A 15790-nucleotide genomic window follows, 5' to 3' on the forward strand; every position below is an offset into this window, starting at 1 on the left:
GTAGGATCCTTCTCTCATTCCTACATGAAATGACCATGCCACTGCCGCTGATTTATCACGAAGACTACAGTCCCGAGTTTCCGGCGGACCACCGCTTCCCCATGGACAAGTTCCGCCTGTTGCGCGACCACCTGGTGGACAGCGGCCTGACCCGCGACGCCGACCTGCTGCGCCCGCAGCTGTGCCCCGCTGACATTCTCGCCCTCGCCCATGACCCTTCGTATATCGCGCGCTACATGAGTGGCGAGTTGGCCCGCGAAGACCAGCGCCGTCTCGGCCTGCCCTGGAGCGAAGCCCTGGCCCGGCGCACGGTGCGGGCGGTCGGCGGCTCGTTGCTGGCGGCCGAGCAGGCGCTGGAGCATGGCCTGGCCTGTCACCTGGCGGGCGGCACCCACCACGCGCACTACGACTATCCGGCCGGATTCTGCATCTTCAATGACCTGGCGGTGATCAGCCATTACCTGCTGGAAAGTGGAAAGGTGAACCGGGTGCTGATCTTCGATTGCGACGTGCATCAGGGCGACGGGACTGCACGAATTCTGCACAACACCCCGGAAGCAGTGACCGTTTCCCTGCACTGCGAAAAGAACTTTCCCGCACGCAAGGCCGAAAGCGACTGGGACATTCCACTGCCCAATGGCATGGGCGATGCCGATTACCTGAAGGTCGTGGACGATGCACTCAACTACCTGCTGCCGCTCTACCAACCGGATCTGGTGCTGTATGACGCCGGGGTCGATGTGCATAAGGACGACGCCCTCGGTTATCTGCAGCTGACAGACGAAGGCGTCGCCACCCGCGACGAAAGCGTGATGCGCCATTGCCTGGGCCGCGACATTCCGCTGGTCGGGGTGATCGGCGGCGGTTACAGCAAGGACCGCCAGGCCCTGGCCCGCCGTCACGGTATCCTCCATCACAGCGCGCAGCGCGTCTGGCAGTCATCAGGCTGTCACTGAGCTGTGGATGCTTTACCCACAATGCCTGTGGAACTGCCTGTGGATAACCTGAGTGAAAGGGCCTGCAGCCCACACCGTCTATAGGCCACAGAGAGATGGTCGTTTTTTAACCACCCTTTCAAAGACACCTCTAAACCCTGTAGGAGTGAGCCTGCTCGCGATAGCGGTCTGTCAGGCCCACAGATGCTGAATGTACCGCCGCAATCGCGAGCAAGCTCGCTCCCACAGGGGACGGGGCTGGTAGAATGCCCGGCTTATCCCGCCAGGCCACAGCGCACCCCATGACCCAATCTTCGCCAGCCCTTCCCCCTTGCGTCGCCATCATCGGTGGCGGCCCCGCCGGTCTGATGGCGGCCGAAGTGTTGAGCCAGGCCGGGATCAAGGTAGACCTGTACGACGGCATGCCTTCGGTCGGACGAAAATTCCTGCTGGCCGGCGTCGGCGGCATGAACATCACTCACTCTGAAGCCTACCCGGCGTTTCTCTCGCGCTACGCCGAACGTGCCCCGCAGATCGCCCCGCTGCTGCGCGGCTTCGGTGCCGATGCGCTGTGCCAATGGATTCACGAGCTAGGCATCGAAACCTTCGTCGGCAGCTCCGGCCGGGTATTCCCCACCGACATGAAGGCCGCACCGCTGCTGCGCGCCTGGCTCAAGCGCCTGCGCGACAGCGGTGTAGTTATCCACACCCGCCACCGCTGGCTCGGCTGGAACGAGCACGGCGATTTGCGCATCGACAGTCCGGAAGGCGAAAAAACCGTTCAAGCCGACGCCACCCTGCTCGCCCTCGGTGGCGGCAGCTGGTCGCGCCTGGGCTCGGACGGCGCGTGGATGTTGTCGCTGGAGCAACACGGCGTAGGACTGGCGCCGTTGCAACCGAGCAATTGCGGCTTTGAGGTGCAGGCCTGGAGCGAATTGATGGTCAGCAAATTCGCCGGCGCACCACTGAAAAACATCGCCATCGGCCTGAACGACGACGTGCCGCGGCTCGGCGAATGTGTGATTACCGCCACCGGGATCGAGGGCAGTTTGATCTACGCCCTGTCGGCCCCGATCCGCGAGGCGATCAACCGGCACGGCTCGGCAACCATTCATCTGGACCTGTTGCCGGGCCGGCCTGTGGATAAAGTTGCGGCGGCGTTGAGCAAACCCCGGGGATCGCGCTCCATGGCCAAGCACCTGCACAGTCAGTTGGGCATCGATGGGGTAAAAGCGGCGCTATTGCGTGAACTGACCAGCGCCGACTGCTTTGCCGACATGACCTTGCTGGCCAAATCGATCAAGGCATTGCCACTGACACTGGTAAAAACCCGTCCACTGGACGAGGCCATCAGCAGCGCTGGCGGGGTGTTGTTCGAAGCGATGGATGAGCGATTGATGCTCAAGCAAATGCCTGGCGTGTTCTGCGCCGGGGAAATGCTCGATTGGGAAGCGCCGACGGGCGGCTATTTGCTGACCGCGTGTTTCGCCAGTGGGCGAGCGGCGGGGTTGGGGATGGTGGAGTGGTTGCGGCGCAAGAGCTAAAGACGGAGGCGCATCCATCGCGAGCAGGCTCGCTCCTACAAGGGATCTGCGTTGTTCACAAATCTCCTGTAGGAGCGAGCCTGCTCGCGATAGCTGCCTAGCCGACGATGCAGCTATTAAGGTTTGCGCTTACGCGGCCCGGTATTGAACACCGGCACCTTGCGCACAGGCTTGATCGAAGGCTCCGCCGGCGCAACCTCTCCGCTATCAACCCACCGACCCAGATTGCGTTTACCACCGCCACCACCGGACGCCTTGGGCTTCTTCGGTTTTTTCGGCTTCTTGACGACCTGGCCACTGGCATCGGTGTCCGGCACGCGGTGCTCGGGTTCGAAGTCCGGCTCGTTCTGCCGCTTCAAGGTCTGACGGGTCAGCATCTCGATGGCCGACAGCAGATTCACTTCATCGGCACACACCAGGGAAATCGCCTCGCCGGTCGAACCCGCGCGGCCGGTACGACCGATGCGGTGGATGTAGTCTTCAGCGACGATCGGCAAATCGAAGTTGACCACCATCGGCAGATCTTCGATGTCCAGGCCCCGAGCCGCCACGTCGGTAGCGACCAGAATCTGCACTTCACTCGCCTTGAACCGGTCCAGTGCGCGCTGACGGGTCGCCTGGGGTTTGTCGCCATGGATGCCGTCGGCATTGATGCCCAGGCCCTGGAGTTTTTCCACCAGCGCGTCCACGCCGTTGCGGGTCTTGGCGAACACCAGCACCTGCTTCCACTTGCCCTTGCGCATCAGGTGCACGAACAGTTCCGGCTTGCGCTTCTTGTCCACCGTCACGATCCATTGCTTGACGGTATTGGCCGCGACGTTGCGCGGGCTGACTTCGATTGTCAGCGGATCGTTGAGCATCTGCCCGGCCAGCAGGCGGATGTCGTCGGAGAAGGTCGCGGAGAACAGCAGCGTCTGACGTTTCTTAGGCAGCGCGCGGTAAATGTTCGCCAGCTCCTCGGAAAAGCCCAGGTCGAGCATACGGTCGGCTTCGTCCAGCACCAGGGTTTGCAGCTGGTTGAACTTCAACGCGTTCTGGCGGAACAGGTCGAGCAAGCGGCCCGGGGTCGCCACCAGCAGGTCGACGCCGCTGCGCAGCTTCATCATTTGCGGGTTGATGCTGACGCCGCCGTACACTGCGTAAGTACGCAACGGCAGGTTCTCGGCGTACTGGCGCACGGCTTCGTGAACCTGCTCGGCCAGCTCGCGGGTCGGCACCAGGATCAGCGCGCGAACCGAGTTGGCAGTGACTTTCGGCCCTTCCATGGCCAGCAGTTGCAACAGCGGCAGGGCGAAACCGGCGGTCTTGCCGGTACCGGTCTGGGCCGCGGCCATCAGGTCGCGACCGGCCAGCACCGCCGGAATGGCTTGCGCCTGAACCGGCGTCGGAGTCTGGTAGCCGAGCGTCTCGAGGGAGCGCAGCAAGGGTTCGATCAGGCCAAGAGTGGCGAAAGTCATGGGAGTACCGTAGGAAAATTCAGCGCGGGTTGTTCAAAACAAGTGTGCAAAACAAGATGCAATGGCGCGCAGTTTACCCTAATTCACACGGGATTCTGTCGGCACTGCCGTCGGCACCACTGGCCGCGCTGGCGTGCGACGCCACTGCGGCAAACCGATCAACACCACGGCGCTGATGATCACCGCCATCGCCAGGGCTTCTTCGATACCGATGGTTTCACCGACGAACACGATCCCCAGCAACACCGCCACCGCCGGGTTGACGTAGGCATAACTGGTGGCCGCCGCCGGACGCACGTGCTTCAACAGGTACATGTAGGCGTTGAAAGCGATGATCGAACCGAACACGGTCAGATACGCCAACGCGGCCCAGCCTTCGATCGGCGGCATCTTTTCCAGATGTTCACCGCTGACCACGCTGGCGATCAGCAACACGACGCCGCCCACCAGCATTTCCACGGCACTGGCCATTGCGCCCTGAGGCAATGGCAGGTGCTTGCTCCACACCGAGCCGAAGGCCCAGGTCGCCGCCGCGAAAATCAGCAGGGCCGCGCCCAACGGGCTCGACTGCAGGTTGGAACCGAGGTTGAGCATGCCGATGCCGATCAGCCCGAGTACGATCCCGGCCCATTCGAGACGGGTATTACGTGCGCCCCAGAAATATCCGCAGAGCAAGGTAAACAGCGGCACCGTCGCCACAGCCAACGCTGCCACGCCGGAAGCTACACCGGTGTGCTCAGCCACGCTGACCGCACCGTTACCGCACGCCAGCAGCAAGACGCCGATGATCCCGGCGGATTTCCATTGCACCCAGGTCGGCGCCGGTGCCCCACGCCAGCGCAGGAAGGCGTACATCAAGGTCCCGGCAATGACGAAGCGGATGCCGGCGAGCAGCAATGGCGGCCAATATTCCACGCCGATGCGGATCACCAGGTAGGTCGAGCCCCAAATCACGTACAACGCGAAAAAGGCAGCGATCAACGGTAAGGGAAAACGACGGAGGCCAGGCATGGGGAGCAGCTCGCAGGCAAGACAAGTGAACGGCTATTCTAGAAAGGCCAACGACGGAAAATAAGTTACAAAACCTGTTTATCGTACCGGTACACTTTTCAAAACACGGAGTTTTTTGCGATAAACCGTGTTTTCGAAAGTCAGTCATTTTCAGGAGCCGTTCCATGGACAAATACGACCGCATGCTGCTCAGCGCCCTGCTGGAAAACGGTCGCGCGTCCTACGCCGACCTGGCGCGCAAGGTCAGCCTGTCCGCCCCGGCCGTGGCCGAGCGCGTGGCCAAGCTCGAAGCCAGCGGCGTGATCACCGGCTATCAGGCAAAGGTCGACATGGCCAAGCTCGGCCTGCCGATCCAGTGCGTGATCGAACTGCGCCTGAACCAGCACGGCAACCAGAAAGCCTACGACGACCTGATCAAAATCCCGCAATTGACCGAATGCCATCGGGTGACGGGTGACCCGTGCGTGATCATGCAAGCCGCTGTGGGCTCGATGCCGGAGCTGGAAGAGCTGATCAACCGGATTGCCACGTTCGGGTTCAGCAAGACCTCGATTGTGTTGTCCAGCGCCATCGAAAAGCGGGTGCCGTTGGGGCATATCGAAGGGAATGGCAAATAGCTTTTCTGTAGGAGCGAGCTTGCTCGCGATGGTATTCCAGGCGCCAAGTGGTGTCGGCTGTACCTTTTTCGCGAGCAGGCTCGCTCCTACAGGGGTTATGCGGTGTATTCAAAAGCCGCGATAGCGCTTGAGGTGCTCGCCCACTTTCGCCGCCGGGACCTTCTGCAATTTGCACAGCAAGTCATGGGACAACTCGCGCAGCCCGTGCTTCTGCCGCAACTCGTCAACCAGATACGCCGTCAGGTTGGCCGCCATCTCGGCATCGGCCATGGCCCGGTGGGCCTTGCCGGTGTGGGGCAGGTTGGCGAACGTGGTCAAGGTGCCGAGTTTGTGGTTTGGCGCGGCGGGCATCAGCCGGCGGGCCAGCAGCAGCGAGCAGGCAAAATTCTGCAAGCGGGTGCGTTTGATTCGCCCGAGCTCGAAGTCCCAGAACTTCTGGTCGAACGCGGCATTGTGCGCCAGCAATGGCGTAGTACCGACGAACTCATTCACTTCGTTCATCACCTGCTCCGCCGACGGCGCGGTGCGCAGCATGGCGTTGCTGATGCCGGTGAGTTGCTCGATGAAGGCCGGGACGCGCACGCCGGCGTTCATCAGGCTTTGGTAACGCTCGACGATGCGCCCCTGTTCAAGGATCACCACGGCGATTTCCGTGGCCCGGCAACTGGTGCTCGGGGAGATCCCGGTGGTTTCAAAGTCGATGACTGCTATGCGTTCCAAACCTGGTTCAACTCCGTAAAAATCAATTCTTGAGCAACAACGCGCCTTCGATCGGCACGTAACGGCTGGCGGCGCGGATCAGCGAGTTGGCGGTCAGGCCCGGTACACCGTAGGCCACCGCTTGCACCCCGTGTTTGCTGATGATGCGTTCGAGCAGCATGTCGAAATCACCGTCGCCGGAGGCCAGGACGATTTCATCGACATGGTCGGCGGCATCCATGATGTCAAGAGTAATGCCCACGTCCCAGTCACCCTTGGCCGAACCATCGCTGCGCTGGATGTACGGCTTGAGCTTTACGGTGAAACCGAGGTTGCGCAGGATCTGCTGAAACTGCTGCTGTTTGCTGTCACCGCGATCGATGGCGTAGGCGTAGGCCTCGACGATCTCGCCCTGTTTGCTGATGTCAGCCCACAGTGCGGCGTAGTTGAAGTGGCAACCATAAGCCTGACGCACGGTGTAGTAGAGGTTCTGGACATCGGCGAACACTGCGATTTTTTTCACCGGCTTTCCTCAAGGCTGAATCAGGCACCAGGCCCGAAAGGTCGCCCAGTATGCCAGCCCGAAGGATTGTTCCGCGAATAATCGGCTATGTGGCGAGGGAGCTTGCTCCCTCGCCACAGATGGGTCAGACGAAGGAATCGTCGTCGCCGCCGAAGAGCGATGAGTTGTCATCGCTGTAATCAGCGTCGCTGAACCCGCCCTGGTCGTTGCTCCAGGAATCGTTACCGGCCATGCGCTGGCCATCGCCCCAGCCATTGTTGCCCTGGTCGTTGACCTGGGCCGGCTCTTGCTTGATGACTTCGACGACTTCCGGTTGCTGATTGTGATGGAACAGGCTGCTGATGCCTTGTGCCAACATCACGCCACCCGCCACGCCGGCCGCGGTTTTCAGCGCTCCACCGAGGAAACTGCTACCGGCCGCTGCCGGGGCCTGTTGCTGGGGTGCATAGCCCTGCTGTGGAACGTTTTGCGGCGGTGCGCCGAAGTTCTGCTGTGGCGATTGCGAACCGAACGACGAGCGTCCCGGCTCACGCCAGCCACCGCTCGACGGCGGTGCGCTCTGGGTGGATGCCGGTTGTGGATCACGGGAAGCGCCACCAAAAATACTCGACAAAAAGCCACCGCTACCCGGGGCCGGGGTTGCCTGAGCCTTGGCCTGTTGCAGTTCGTCCTGCAACTGCTGGACTTGCCGGGTCAGTTGCTGGTTCTGCTCGTTGAGACTCTTGATCGCTGCCTCTTGCACCAGAATCGCCTGGGTCATGAAATAACCTGCCGCCGGCTGGCGCGTCAGGTGTTCCTTGATCCGCGCCTCGGCCTGGGCGTCGCGCGGGGCTGAGTCCGTTTCGGCCTGTTGCAGCCGGGAAAACAGTCCATCGATCAGGGTTTGTTCTTCGCTGTTCATGGCGACCTCGTAGATTGCCGGGAAAATCGTTGCCTTTATCCAATGAGGATAAGGTGCTCAACCTTAATGGAGGCTGAAACAAGATGTTTCAATGTCCTTTACCGAACGTTTACGTTTGCGTTCCCGAGCACTTCATCGGTTAAAGTGAGCCACTGCTTCCAACCTGCGATACCCACTGATGAATCCGTTAGATGTGATGCGTGACTCCCTGTATTTCTTCAAGCGCAATCTGGGCCAGATCGTGCAGCTGTGCCTGCCGCTGGTGGTGCTTGAGGCGCTGCTGCAACAAGTGGTCGACCACTCCACGGAGCCGGACAGTTTCCCCGGCATCAGCGTGATCGTCGGCCTGCTGGTGTACCCGCTGTACACCGCCGCGCTGATTCTGTTTCTCGACGCCCGCAGCCGGGGCGAGTCGCCGCGCAACCGCGACTTGCTGACGATGGCGGCGAGCCTGTGGCCGCGCTTCGCCCTGCTGACGGCGCTCAATACCGTGCTGATTCTGCTGGGCCTGTCGCTGTATTTCCTGCCGGGCATCTACCTGATGGTGACCCTGGCGTTTGGCGAATACCTGCTGGTGTTGCGCGGCCTGGCGCCGCTGGCGGCCATGAAGGAAAGCCTGCGCCTGACCAGCGGTCACTTCCTGCGCATTCTGCTGTGCATTCTATGTGTGATGGGACCGTTGTGGCTGCTCAAGGGCGTGACGCTGGCGGCGTACCCGGAACCTCAGAACCCGGTGGTATCACTATTGATCGACAGTGCCCACAGCTTCCTTCAGCTGTTTACCAGCGTGGTGTTGTTCCGGCTGTTCATGTTGATCAGCCCGTTGCCTGAGAGAAATGACAGCTCGCTCTGACCTTGGGCGCGACCATCGCTCTCGGGTATGCTCGGGAGCAATCCTGTAACGCTAATAAGCCGAGCCATGACCCGTCTACTGCGCTACACCCTGCTGGGCCTGCTGATCGTGATCGGCCTGATCGTCGTGATGATCTACAGCCTGACCTGGCGTCCCGACGCCAAAGAAGTATTGCCCGTCAGTTGCAGTGCCCAGGCCCCCACCCTGGTCCCCGGACAGGCGCTGAAGGTGATGACCTGGAACGTCCAGTACCTGGCCGGCAAGCGTTACGTGTTCTGGAATGACCTGGCCGCCGGCACCGATGAACGTCCCACACTGGAAGACATGGCCTTCAGCCTCGACGAAGTGGCGCGGGTGATTCGCGACGAACAACCGGACATCGTGCTGTTGCAGGAACTGGACGACGGTGCCAAGGCCAGCGATTACCAGCACCAGCTCAAACTGCTGCAAGAACGGCTCGCCGACTTGTATCCCTGTGGCACCAGCGCGTTCGACTGGAAGGCCGACTTCGTGCCGAACCCGCACATCTTCGGCAGCGTCGGCCGGCAACTGGCGACGCTGAGCCGTTACCAGATCGAACATGCCGAACGCCTGCAACTGCCCATCACCTCGGGCAATCCGCTCAGCCGTCAATTCAAACCCAAAGACGCCTTGCTGGTGAGCTACTTGCCGTTGAGTGATGGCGGACAAATAGCGGTACTCAATACCCATCTGGACCGCGCTACCCAAGCTGACAAGACCTTGCAAAACCAGATAACCGCCGTAGCCAGGGCCCTCGATAAATTCGAAAGCCGTGGCACGCCGTGGCTGATCGGCGGGGATTTCAACCTGTTACCGCTGGGCCAGTATCGACGCCTGCCCGATGCGCAACGCGCGCCCTACTCCGCCGACAGCCCGTTGCACATCCTGTGGGACAAGTACCCGATGATCCCGACCAACAACGAAGCCAGTGGTATCGACCGCGAGCGCTGGCTGACCCATTACCCGAACGATCCCGGGCTGAACGGCCCGGACCGGACCGTCGACTACCTGTTCTACAGCCCGCGGATCAAACGGGTCGAGGCAATGGTGCGGCAGGATGATACGTTGCGCATCTCCGATCACTTGCCGGTGATTGCGCGGTTCCTGTTGCCGGTTGTGCCGTAGCACCTCATTCAAGTCAGACACAAACCTGTGGGAGCGAGCTTGCTCGCGATAGCGGTCCATCAGACACAGATGTGTTGAATGTGCCGCCGCCATCGCGAGCAAGCTCGCTCCCACAGGGTCTGTGTATGCCCGGCTTAATGCACCGCCTCCAGATCATCATGCAGCAGCCCGAAGATCTCGCGCTTCATCTCGATGAACGAGCGCTCCATGACCATGTCCAGGTTGCGTGGACGCTCGATCGGCACATCCAGAATCTGCTTGATCCGCCCCGGCCTGGCGCCCATCACGTACACCCGGTCGCCCAACAGAATCGCCTCGTCGATGTCGTGGGTCACGAACAACACCGTCTTCTTGCTGTTGCCCCACACCCGCAGCAACAACTGCTGCATTTGCAGGCGCGTCTGGCTGTCGAGGGCACCGAAGGGCTCGTCCATCAGCAGGATCTGCGGGTCGTTGGCCAGCGCGCGGGCAATCGCCACGCGCTGCATCATCCCGCCGGACAACTGCTTGGCGTAGTTGTCGGCAAAGCCGCTCAGTCCCACCTCATTGACGTAGTAATCGACGATGTCCTTGCGTTGCGCCGCCGGCATGCCGCGCCGCTTGAGACCGAATTCGACGTTCTGGCGCACCGTCAACCACGGGAACAGCGTGTAGCTCTGGAACACCATGCCGCGATCCGCACCGGGGCCGTCCACCTGTTGGCCGCCGACGTAAATCTCGCCTGAGGTCGGTTCGGCCAGGCCGGCGGTGAGGTACAACAGGCTCGACTTGCCGCAACCCGAAGGCCCGACCAGTACCGCAAATTGCTGGTCCGGCACCTCGAACGACACCTCCTCCAACGCGGTGAACGTGCCGCCATCGGGTTTCTTGTAACGCAGACTGACCTTATCCACCTGCAGCCGAGGCGCGTTCACCGGGGCAGCCTGAGGGGCGACAAAACGATGAGTGGCGGCGGTTACTGAGCCCATGCGGTAATCCTCAGGCGTAGGAAACGGAACAGTTGATCGGTGACCAGGCCTAGCAGGCCGATGATCGCGATGGCGAGGAAAATCACATCCACCTGGAAGCCACGCATGGCCTTGAGGCTCAGGTAACCCAGGCCACTGGAAGCGGCGACCAGTTCAGCCACCACCAGGTAAGTCCAGGCCCAGCCCATGGTCACCCGCAAGGTGTCGAGCACGCCTGGCAGGGAAGCCGGGGCGATCACATGCAGCACCGCATCGCGGCGATTGGAACCGAGGGTGTAGGAGGCATTGATCAGGTCCTTGGAGATGCCTTTGGACACGTCCGCGATCATCACCAGTTGCTGGAAGAACACGCCGAAAATGATCACCGACACCCGCTGCTCCAGACCGATGCCGATCCACAGGATGAACAGCGGCACGAACGAGGTCACCGGCAGGTAACGAATGAAATTCACCAGCGGCTCAAGAAAGGCCTGCACGATGCGGAAGCTGCCCATCAACAGTCCCAGCGGCACTGCCACCAGGGACGACACGATGAAGCCGACCATCACCACTTCGACGCTGGCCCACACATGCTGGCCGAGAGTGCCGTCGCGACCGAGGCGCACGGCGGCCTCGACCACCGCACCCGGCGTCGGCAGAAACATGCCCGGTACCACGCCACCGTAGGACAAGCCGGCCCACAGGCCGACCAACAGCACCCAGGCCAACCCGCTCGCACTCCAGATCACCGAGACCGGCAGACCGGTCTTGGGCGTGATGCAGCGGCTCAGCCATGAATTGCGCTTGAACATGCAGCCTCCTAGAGCGGGGTGACGAAGCGGTTGTCGATCAGGTCGTCATTACTGACGTTGTAGGGTTTGCCTTGCAGCTCACTGGCGGTCTCGTTGGCCAGTTTGATCAGCGGCGCGCTGTCACCCGGTTTGCCCGGTGCGCCCAGGAGTTTTTCGCTCATGGCCTGATCGTAGAAGCGCACGCCCTGGGCGGCGGCTTCCAGCTCCTTCGGATCGGCCAGGTAACCGCCAACGCCCTTGGCCATGATTTTGTAGGCTTCCTGCGGATGATCCTTGGTGTACTGCACGGCCTTGTACAAACCAGTCACCAGGGCCTTGACGTCTTCCGGCTGTTTTTCGATGACGGTGCAGTTCAGTGCGACCACGTCGACAATCACGCCCGGCGTGCTGCTGCTGTCGATCAGCACCTTGCCCTGCTGCTTGTCGCGAACCATCGACAGGTGCGGCTCCCAGGTCACGGCGGCCGGCACGCGACCGGCGATGAACGCGGTGGCGGCGTCGTCGGCCGTCATGTTCTGCACGGTGATGTCGCTCATGCTCATGCCGTGTTTTTTCAACAGATACGACAGCCAGAACTGCGAGGTCGAACCTTCGTTGACCGCAACGGCCTTGCCCTTGAGTTCCTGCAGGCTCTTGACGTCCTTGCCGACCAGCACGCCGTCGCCACCATGGCTGTCGTCCAGTGCGGCCACGGCCTTGAAGCAGAATTGCGGACGGTATTTGAGCACCTCGTCGATGGTCGACGCCGAGCCGGACAACTCGCCGGAAGCCTGTGCGGCCATGTACATCGCCGCTTCCTCGACCACCGGCAACTCGACGGTCAAACCGTTTTCCTTGAAGTAGCCAAGGTCCTGGGCCAGGTACAGGGTGCCGTAGCCGACCCAGGTGGTATGACCGATGGACAGGGTGCCGGCCTGGGCGCTGGTAGCGACCGAGGCGGCGATGGCGGTGACCGCCAGTGGCTGGGCAACGCGGGTAAGCAAGGACTTGATCATGGAGCACTCCCAAAGCTGTTGATTTGGTTTTGTCATGGGCAGTACGGCCAACGGCCCTCATGCAGCTGCGGCCTGTGGTCTCTGATGGACCCTTCGGCATGCAGCATTGGGCTGGCTGGGGAGATCGATGTTGGCCCAAGGGCGGGATTAGGAAAATGAGGAAATATGTGGATGCGAACGATGAAAAAACTCGTTAGCGCGCACCGTGAAAGAGCGCTGTGGGCGGGGATGCCCGAGGTGGGTGCAAGACTTGAGAAGTAGTTTGATTCGACAAAAGCAATCGCGAGCAGGCTCGCTCCTACAGGGGGTCTATGTCGCCCTCGTTTCCGATGATCGGCACAAATCCAATGTAGGAGCGAGCCTGCTCGCGATAAGGTCCGCAGGACCTTCCAGCAATCTCAGAGCCGACCGTATTCCTGCGCCGTGCGATCCACCGCGTTCAAGGTCTTGGCGATCAGCTCATCAATCTCTTCACGGCTGGCAATCAATGCCGGCGCCATGATCATCCGGCCCAGGGTCGAGCGAATGATCACCCCCTCTTCAAAACCAATCGTACGGCAGCGCCAGGCGATGTCGTTCTCGTTGGCGAAACGCTTGCGAGTGGATTTGTCTTCGGCCAGTTGCAACGCCGCGACCATGCCGGTGCCCTGGATGTCACCCACCAGCGGGTGCTTGCCGAACACTTCGCGCAGGCACTGTTGCAGGTACGGACCAATGTCATCCTTGACCCGCGTCACCACGCCTTCATCACGTAGCACCTTGAGGTTGGCAATCGCCACCGCCGCCGCCACCGGGTGCCCGGAATAGGTCAGGCCGTGGGCAAACACGCCGCCCTGCTCCACCAGCACCGAGGCCATTTTTTTCGACAGGATCAAGCCGCCCATGGGGATGTAGCCCGAGGTCAGGCCCTTGGCGATGGACAGGGTGTCCGGCTCGAAACCGAAGTACTCGTGGGCGAACCACTCGCCGGTGCGACCAAAGCCACCGATCACTTCATCGGCGCACAGCAGCACGTCGTACTTGCGGCAGATGCGCTGGATTTCCGGCCAGTAGCTTTCGGGCGGGAAGATCATCCCGCCCGCGCCCTGGAACGGTTCGGCGATGAAGCCTGCGACCTTGTCGGCGCCCAGTTCGAGAATCTTCGCTTCCAGCTGTTGCGCTGCGCGCAGACCGAATTCCGCCGGCGTCAGGTTGCCCTCGTGAGCGAAGAAGTACGGCTCGTCGATGTGCTCGATGTCTGGAATCATGCCGCCCATTTCGTGCATGAATTTCATACCGCCCAGTGCCGTCGCGGCCAGGGTCGAACCGTGGTATCCGTTCCAGCGGCCGATCATGATTTTCTTCTCGGGCTTGCCGAGCACCTGCCAATAGCGACGCACCGTGCGGATCAACACCTCGTTGGCTTCGGAGCCGGAGTTGGTATAGATCGCGTGGCTGTAGTGATCCGGCAGCAGGCTGAACAGCAACTCGGAGAGTTCGATCACCTGCGGGTGGGTGGTGTGGAAAAACATGTTGTAGTACGGCAGCTGTTCCAACTGCCGGCTCGCCGCGGCCGCCAGGTCCTTGCGCCCGTAACCGAGGTTGGTGCACCACAGCCCGGACATGCCGTCGAGGTAACGCCGGCCATCGTTGTCCCACAGGTGCAGGCGCTCGCCACGGACCATCACCCGTGGCCCCTCGTCATTGAGGGCTTTCTGATCGACGAACGCATGGATGTGGTGCGCAGCGTCGGCGGCCTGGTAGTCGCGGGTGTCACGTGGTGTGGTCATCGCCAGTTCTCCGTTTTGTTATCAGCGCAATTGAAACCAGGTGGTCTTCAACTGGGTGTATTTATCGAATGAATGCAGGGACAGGTCGCGACCGAAACCTGACTGCTTGCCGCCGCCAAAAGGCACCGTCACGTCCAGCGCATCGACGCTGTTGACCGACACCGTACCGGCCCGCAATTGTCGCGCCACACGGTGAGCGCGATTGAGGTCGTCGGTCCACAGCGAAGCCGCCAGACCGTAGACGCTGTCGTTGGCCAGTTGCAGGGCGTGGGCCTCGTCGTCGAACGCCGTAATCGCCAGCACCGGGCCGAACACTTCATCGCGAAACAGCGGCATGTCCGGGGTCACGCCGGTGAAAATCGTCGGCTGGATGAAGTTGTCCGAGCCGTTGAATATCGACTGCCGACCGCCACAGACTTTGCTCGCGCCTTGCTGCTCGGCCTGCTGGATGAACTTCATGATGCGCGCGGTCTGACGGCTGTCGACGATGGCTCCGGCGGCGCTCGACGGGTCCAGCGGATCGCCCGGCAACCAGCGCTCGGCCTGGGCCTTGAGGCGTTCGACGAATTGGTCATGAATCGAGCGCTGCACCAGCAACCGCGAGTTGGCCGAGCAGACTTCCCCCTGATTGAAGAAGATGCCGAATGCGGCTTTCTCGGCCGCCAGATCCAGGTCCTGGCAATCGGCGAACACCAGGTTCGCACTCTTGCCACCGCATTCCAGCCACACCTGCTTGAGGTTCGACTGGGCCGAGTACTGCATGAAATATTTGCCGACTTCGGTGGAGCCGGTGAACACCAGGCAATCGACGTCCGGGTGCAGGCCCAGGGCCTTGCCGGTCTGCTCGCCGAGGCCCGGCAGCACGTTCAACACACCCGCAGGTACACCGGCTTCCAGCGCCAGCTCAGCCAGGCGCAGGGCCGAAAATGGCGATTGCTCGGCCGGTTTGAGGATCACCGAGTTGCCCGACGCCAGGGCCGGAGCGAGTTTCCACGCGGCCATGTCCAGCGGAAAATTCCACGGCACCACGGCAGCCACCACGCCGAGGGCTTCACGGGTGATGGTCGCCAGCACGTTCTGCGCACTCGGCGCGACCTGGTCGTAGAGTTTGTCGAGGCTTTCGGCGTACCAGCGGAACACTCCAGCGGCACCCGGCACGTCGATGTTGTAGGCATCGGCGACGGGTTTGCCCATGTTCAGCGAGTCGAGCAGCGCCAGCTCTTCACGGTTGTCGAGGATCAAGTCGGCCAGGTGCAACAGCACCTGCTTGCGTTCGGCCGGCGAGCGCGCCGCCCAGGTGCCAGCCTCGAAGACCTGCCGCGCATTACGCACCGCCGCGTCCACATCTTCTTCGCCGCAGGCGGCAACGTTGGCCAGGCATTGCCCGGTGGCAGGGTTGATCGCGGCGAAAGTCTGTCCCGACTGCGCCGCGCGGCGCTGGCCGTCGATCACGGCCTGGTCGGGAAACCGCAGGGAAGCGGCCTTGCGTTGCCAATACTCAAGCTCGAACACGTTCAGATGCTCCAGAGGACATTCTTGTGTATTGGATAGTCGCTCAGGCCCAAGCGGTGGAAAACCAGT

General features: G+C 61.7%; 15 protein-coding genes. 5 read left to right on the forward strand and 10 right to left on the reverse strand.

Features of this window, described 5'->3' with window-relative positions; all coding sequences use genetic code 11:
• Positions 1-35: 35 nt before the first annotated feature.
• Both ACM6IK_RS21515 and ACM6IK_RS21520 read left to right on the forward strand, forming a co-directional pair.
• Positions 36-956, forward strand: a complete 921-nt coding sequence (locus tag ACM6IK_RS21515; RefSeq protein WP_414875915.1) for a histone deacetylase — start codon at positions 36-38, stop codon at positions 954-956.
• A gap of 281 nt (positions 957-1237) precedes the next feature.
• A complete protein-coding gene (locus ACM6IK_RS21520; protein ID WP_414875916.1) occupies positions 1238-2479 on the forward strand; it encodes a TIGR03862 family flavoprotein in 1242 nt (413 codons plus the stop codon).
• Positions 2480-2595: 116 nt separating this feature from the next.
• Here ACM6IK_RS21520 and ACM6IK_RS21525 read toward each other — a convergent pair whose 3' ends face one another.
• Both ACM6IK_RS21525 and yedA read right to left on the reverse strand, forming a co-directional pair.
• Positions 2596-3936, reverse strand: coding sequence for a DEAD/DEAH box helicase (locus ACM6IK_RS21525; protein ID WP_008052427.1), 1341 nt, complete (start codon positions 3934-3936; stop codon positions 2596-2598).
• Between the two features lie 78 nt (positions 3937-4014).
• Positions 4015-4947, reverse strand: a complete 933-nt coding sequence (gene yedA / locus ACM6IK_RS21530; protein ID WP_414875917.1) for a drug/metabolite exporter YedA — start codon at positions 4945-4947, stop codon at positions 4015-4017.
• Positions 4948-5111: 164 nt separating this feature from the next.
• Here yedA and ACM6IK_RS21535 point away from each other — a divergent pair, with 164 nt between their 5' ends.
• Positions 5112-5564, forward strand: coding sequence for an Lrp/AsnC family transcriptional regulator (locus ACM6IK_RS21535; protein WP_414875918.1), 453 nt, complete (start codon positions 5112-5114; stop codon positions 5562-5564).
• A gap of 108 nt (positions 5565-5672) precedes the next feature.
• Here the strand turns inward: ACM6IK_RS21535 and ACM6IK_RS21540 are convergent, their stop codons facing one another.
• From ACM6IK_RS21540 to ACM6IK_RS21550, 3 genes are all read right to left on the reverse strand, one after another.
• Positions 5673-6284, reverse strand: coding sequence for a PolC-type DNA polymerase III (locus ACM6IK_RS21540; RefSeq protein WP_414875919.1), 612 nt, complete (start codon positions 6282-6284; stop codon positions 5673-5675).
• 22 nt (positions 6285-6306) lie between these two features.
• Positions 6307-6786 carry an NYN domain-containing protein gene (locus ACM6IK_RS21545; protein ID WP_007990686.1) on the reverse strand — a complete coding sequence of 160 codons (480 nt, stop codon included), beginning with the start codon at positions 6784-6786 and terminating at the stop codon, positions 6307-6309.
• A gap of 124 nt (positions 6787-6910) precedes the next feature.
• Positions 6911-7687, reverse strand: a complete 777-nt coding sequence (locus ACM6IK_RS21550) for a DUF2076 domain-containing protein (RefSeq protein WP_414875920.1) — start codon at positions 7685-7687, stop codon at positions 6911-6913.
• Positions 7688-7865: 178 nt separating this feature from the next.
• Between ACM6IK_RS21550 and ACM6IK_RS21555 the strand changes: the two genes are divergently transcribed.
• Together ACM6IK_RS21555 and ACM6IK_RS21560 are read left to right on the forward strand one after the other, a co-directional pair.
• Positions 7866-8540: a YciC family protein gene (locus ACM6IK_RS21555; RefSeq protein WP_414875921.1), complete on the forward strand. Its 675-nt coding sequence runs from the start codon at positions 7866-7868 to the stop codon at positions 8538-8540.
• 66 nt (positions 8541-8606) lie between these two features.
• Positions 8607-9686: an endonuclease/exonuclease/phosphatase family protein gene (locus ACM6IK_RS21560; RefSeq protein WP_414875922.1), complete on the forward strand. Its 1080-nt coding sequence runs from the start codon at positions 8607-8609 to the stop codon at positions 9684-9686.
• A gap of 134 nt (positions 9687-9820) precedes the next feature.
• Here the strand turns inward: ACM6IK_RS21560 and ACM6IK_RS21565 are convergent, their stop codons facing one another.
• The 5 genes from ACM6IK_RS21565 to ACM6IK_RS21585 form a co-directional block, all read right to left on the reverse strand.
• Positions 9821-10654, reverse strand: coding sequence for an ABC transporter ATP-binding protein (locus ACM6IK_RS21565; protein ID WP_414875923.1), 834 nt, complete (start codon positions 10652-10654; stop codon positions 9821-9823).
• Positions 10642-11445: an ABC transporter permease gene (locus ACM6IK_RS21570; protein ID WP_007990681.1), complete on the reverse strand. Its 804-nt coding sequence runs from the start codon at positions 11443-11445 to the stop codon at positions 10642-10644. The genes ACM6IK_RS21565 and ACM6IK_RS21570 overlap by 13 nt, the downstream gene beginning before the upstream one ends.
• 8 nt (positions 11446-11453) lie before the next feature.
• Positions 11454-12440, reverse strand: coding sequence for an ABC transporter substrate-binding protein (locus tag ACM6IK_RS21575; protein WP_414875924.1), 987 nt, complete (start codon positions 12438-12440; stop codon positions 11454-11456).
• A 398-nt stretch (positions 12441-12838) separates the two neighbouring features.
• A complete protein-coding gene (locus ACM6IK_RS21580; RefSeq protein ID WP_414875925.1) occupies positions 12839-14209 on the reverse strand; it encodes an aspartate aminotransferase family protein in 1371 nt (456 codons plus the stop codon).
• Between the two features lie 21 nt (positions 14210-14230).
• Positions 14231-15721: an aldehyde dehydrogenase gene (locus tag ACM6IK_RS21585; protein ID WP_414875926.1), complete on the reverse strand. Its 1491-nt coding sequence runs from the start codon at positions 15719-15721 to the stop codon at positions 14231-14233.
• Between the last annotated feature and the right edge of the window lie 69 nt (positions 15722-15790).

The organism is Pseudomonas sp. IT-196MI5, assembly GCF_949767415.1.
In the GTDB taxonomy this organism is placed as follows: Bacteria; Pseudomonadota; Gammaproteobacteria; order Pseudomonadales; family Pseudomonadaceae; genus Aquipseudomonas.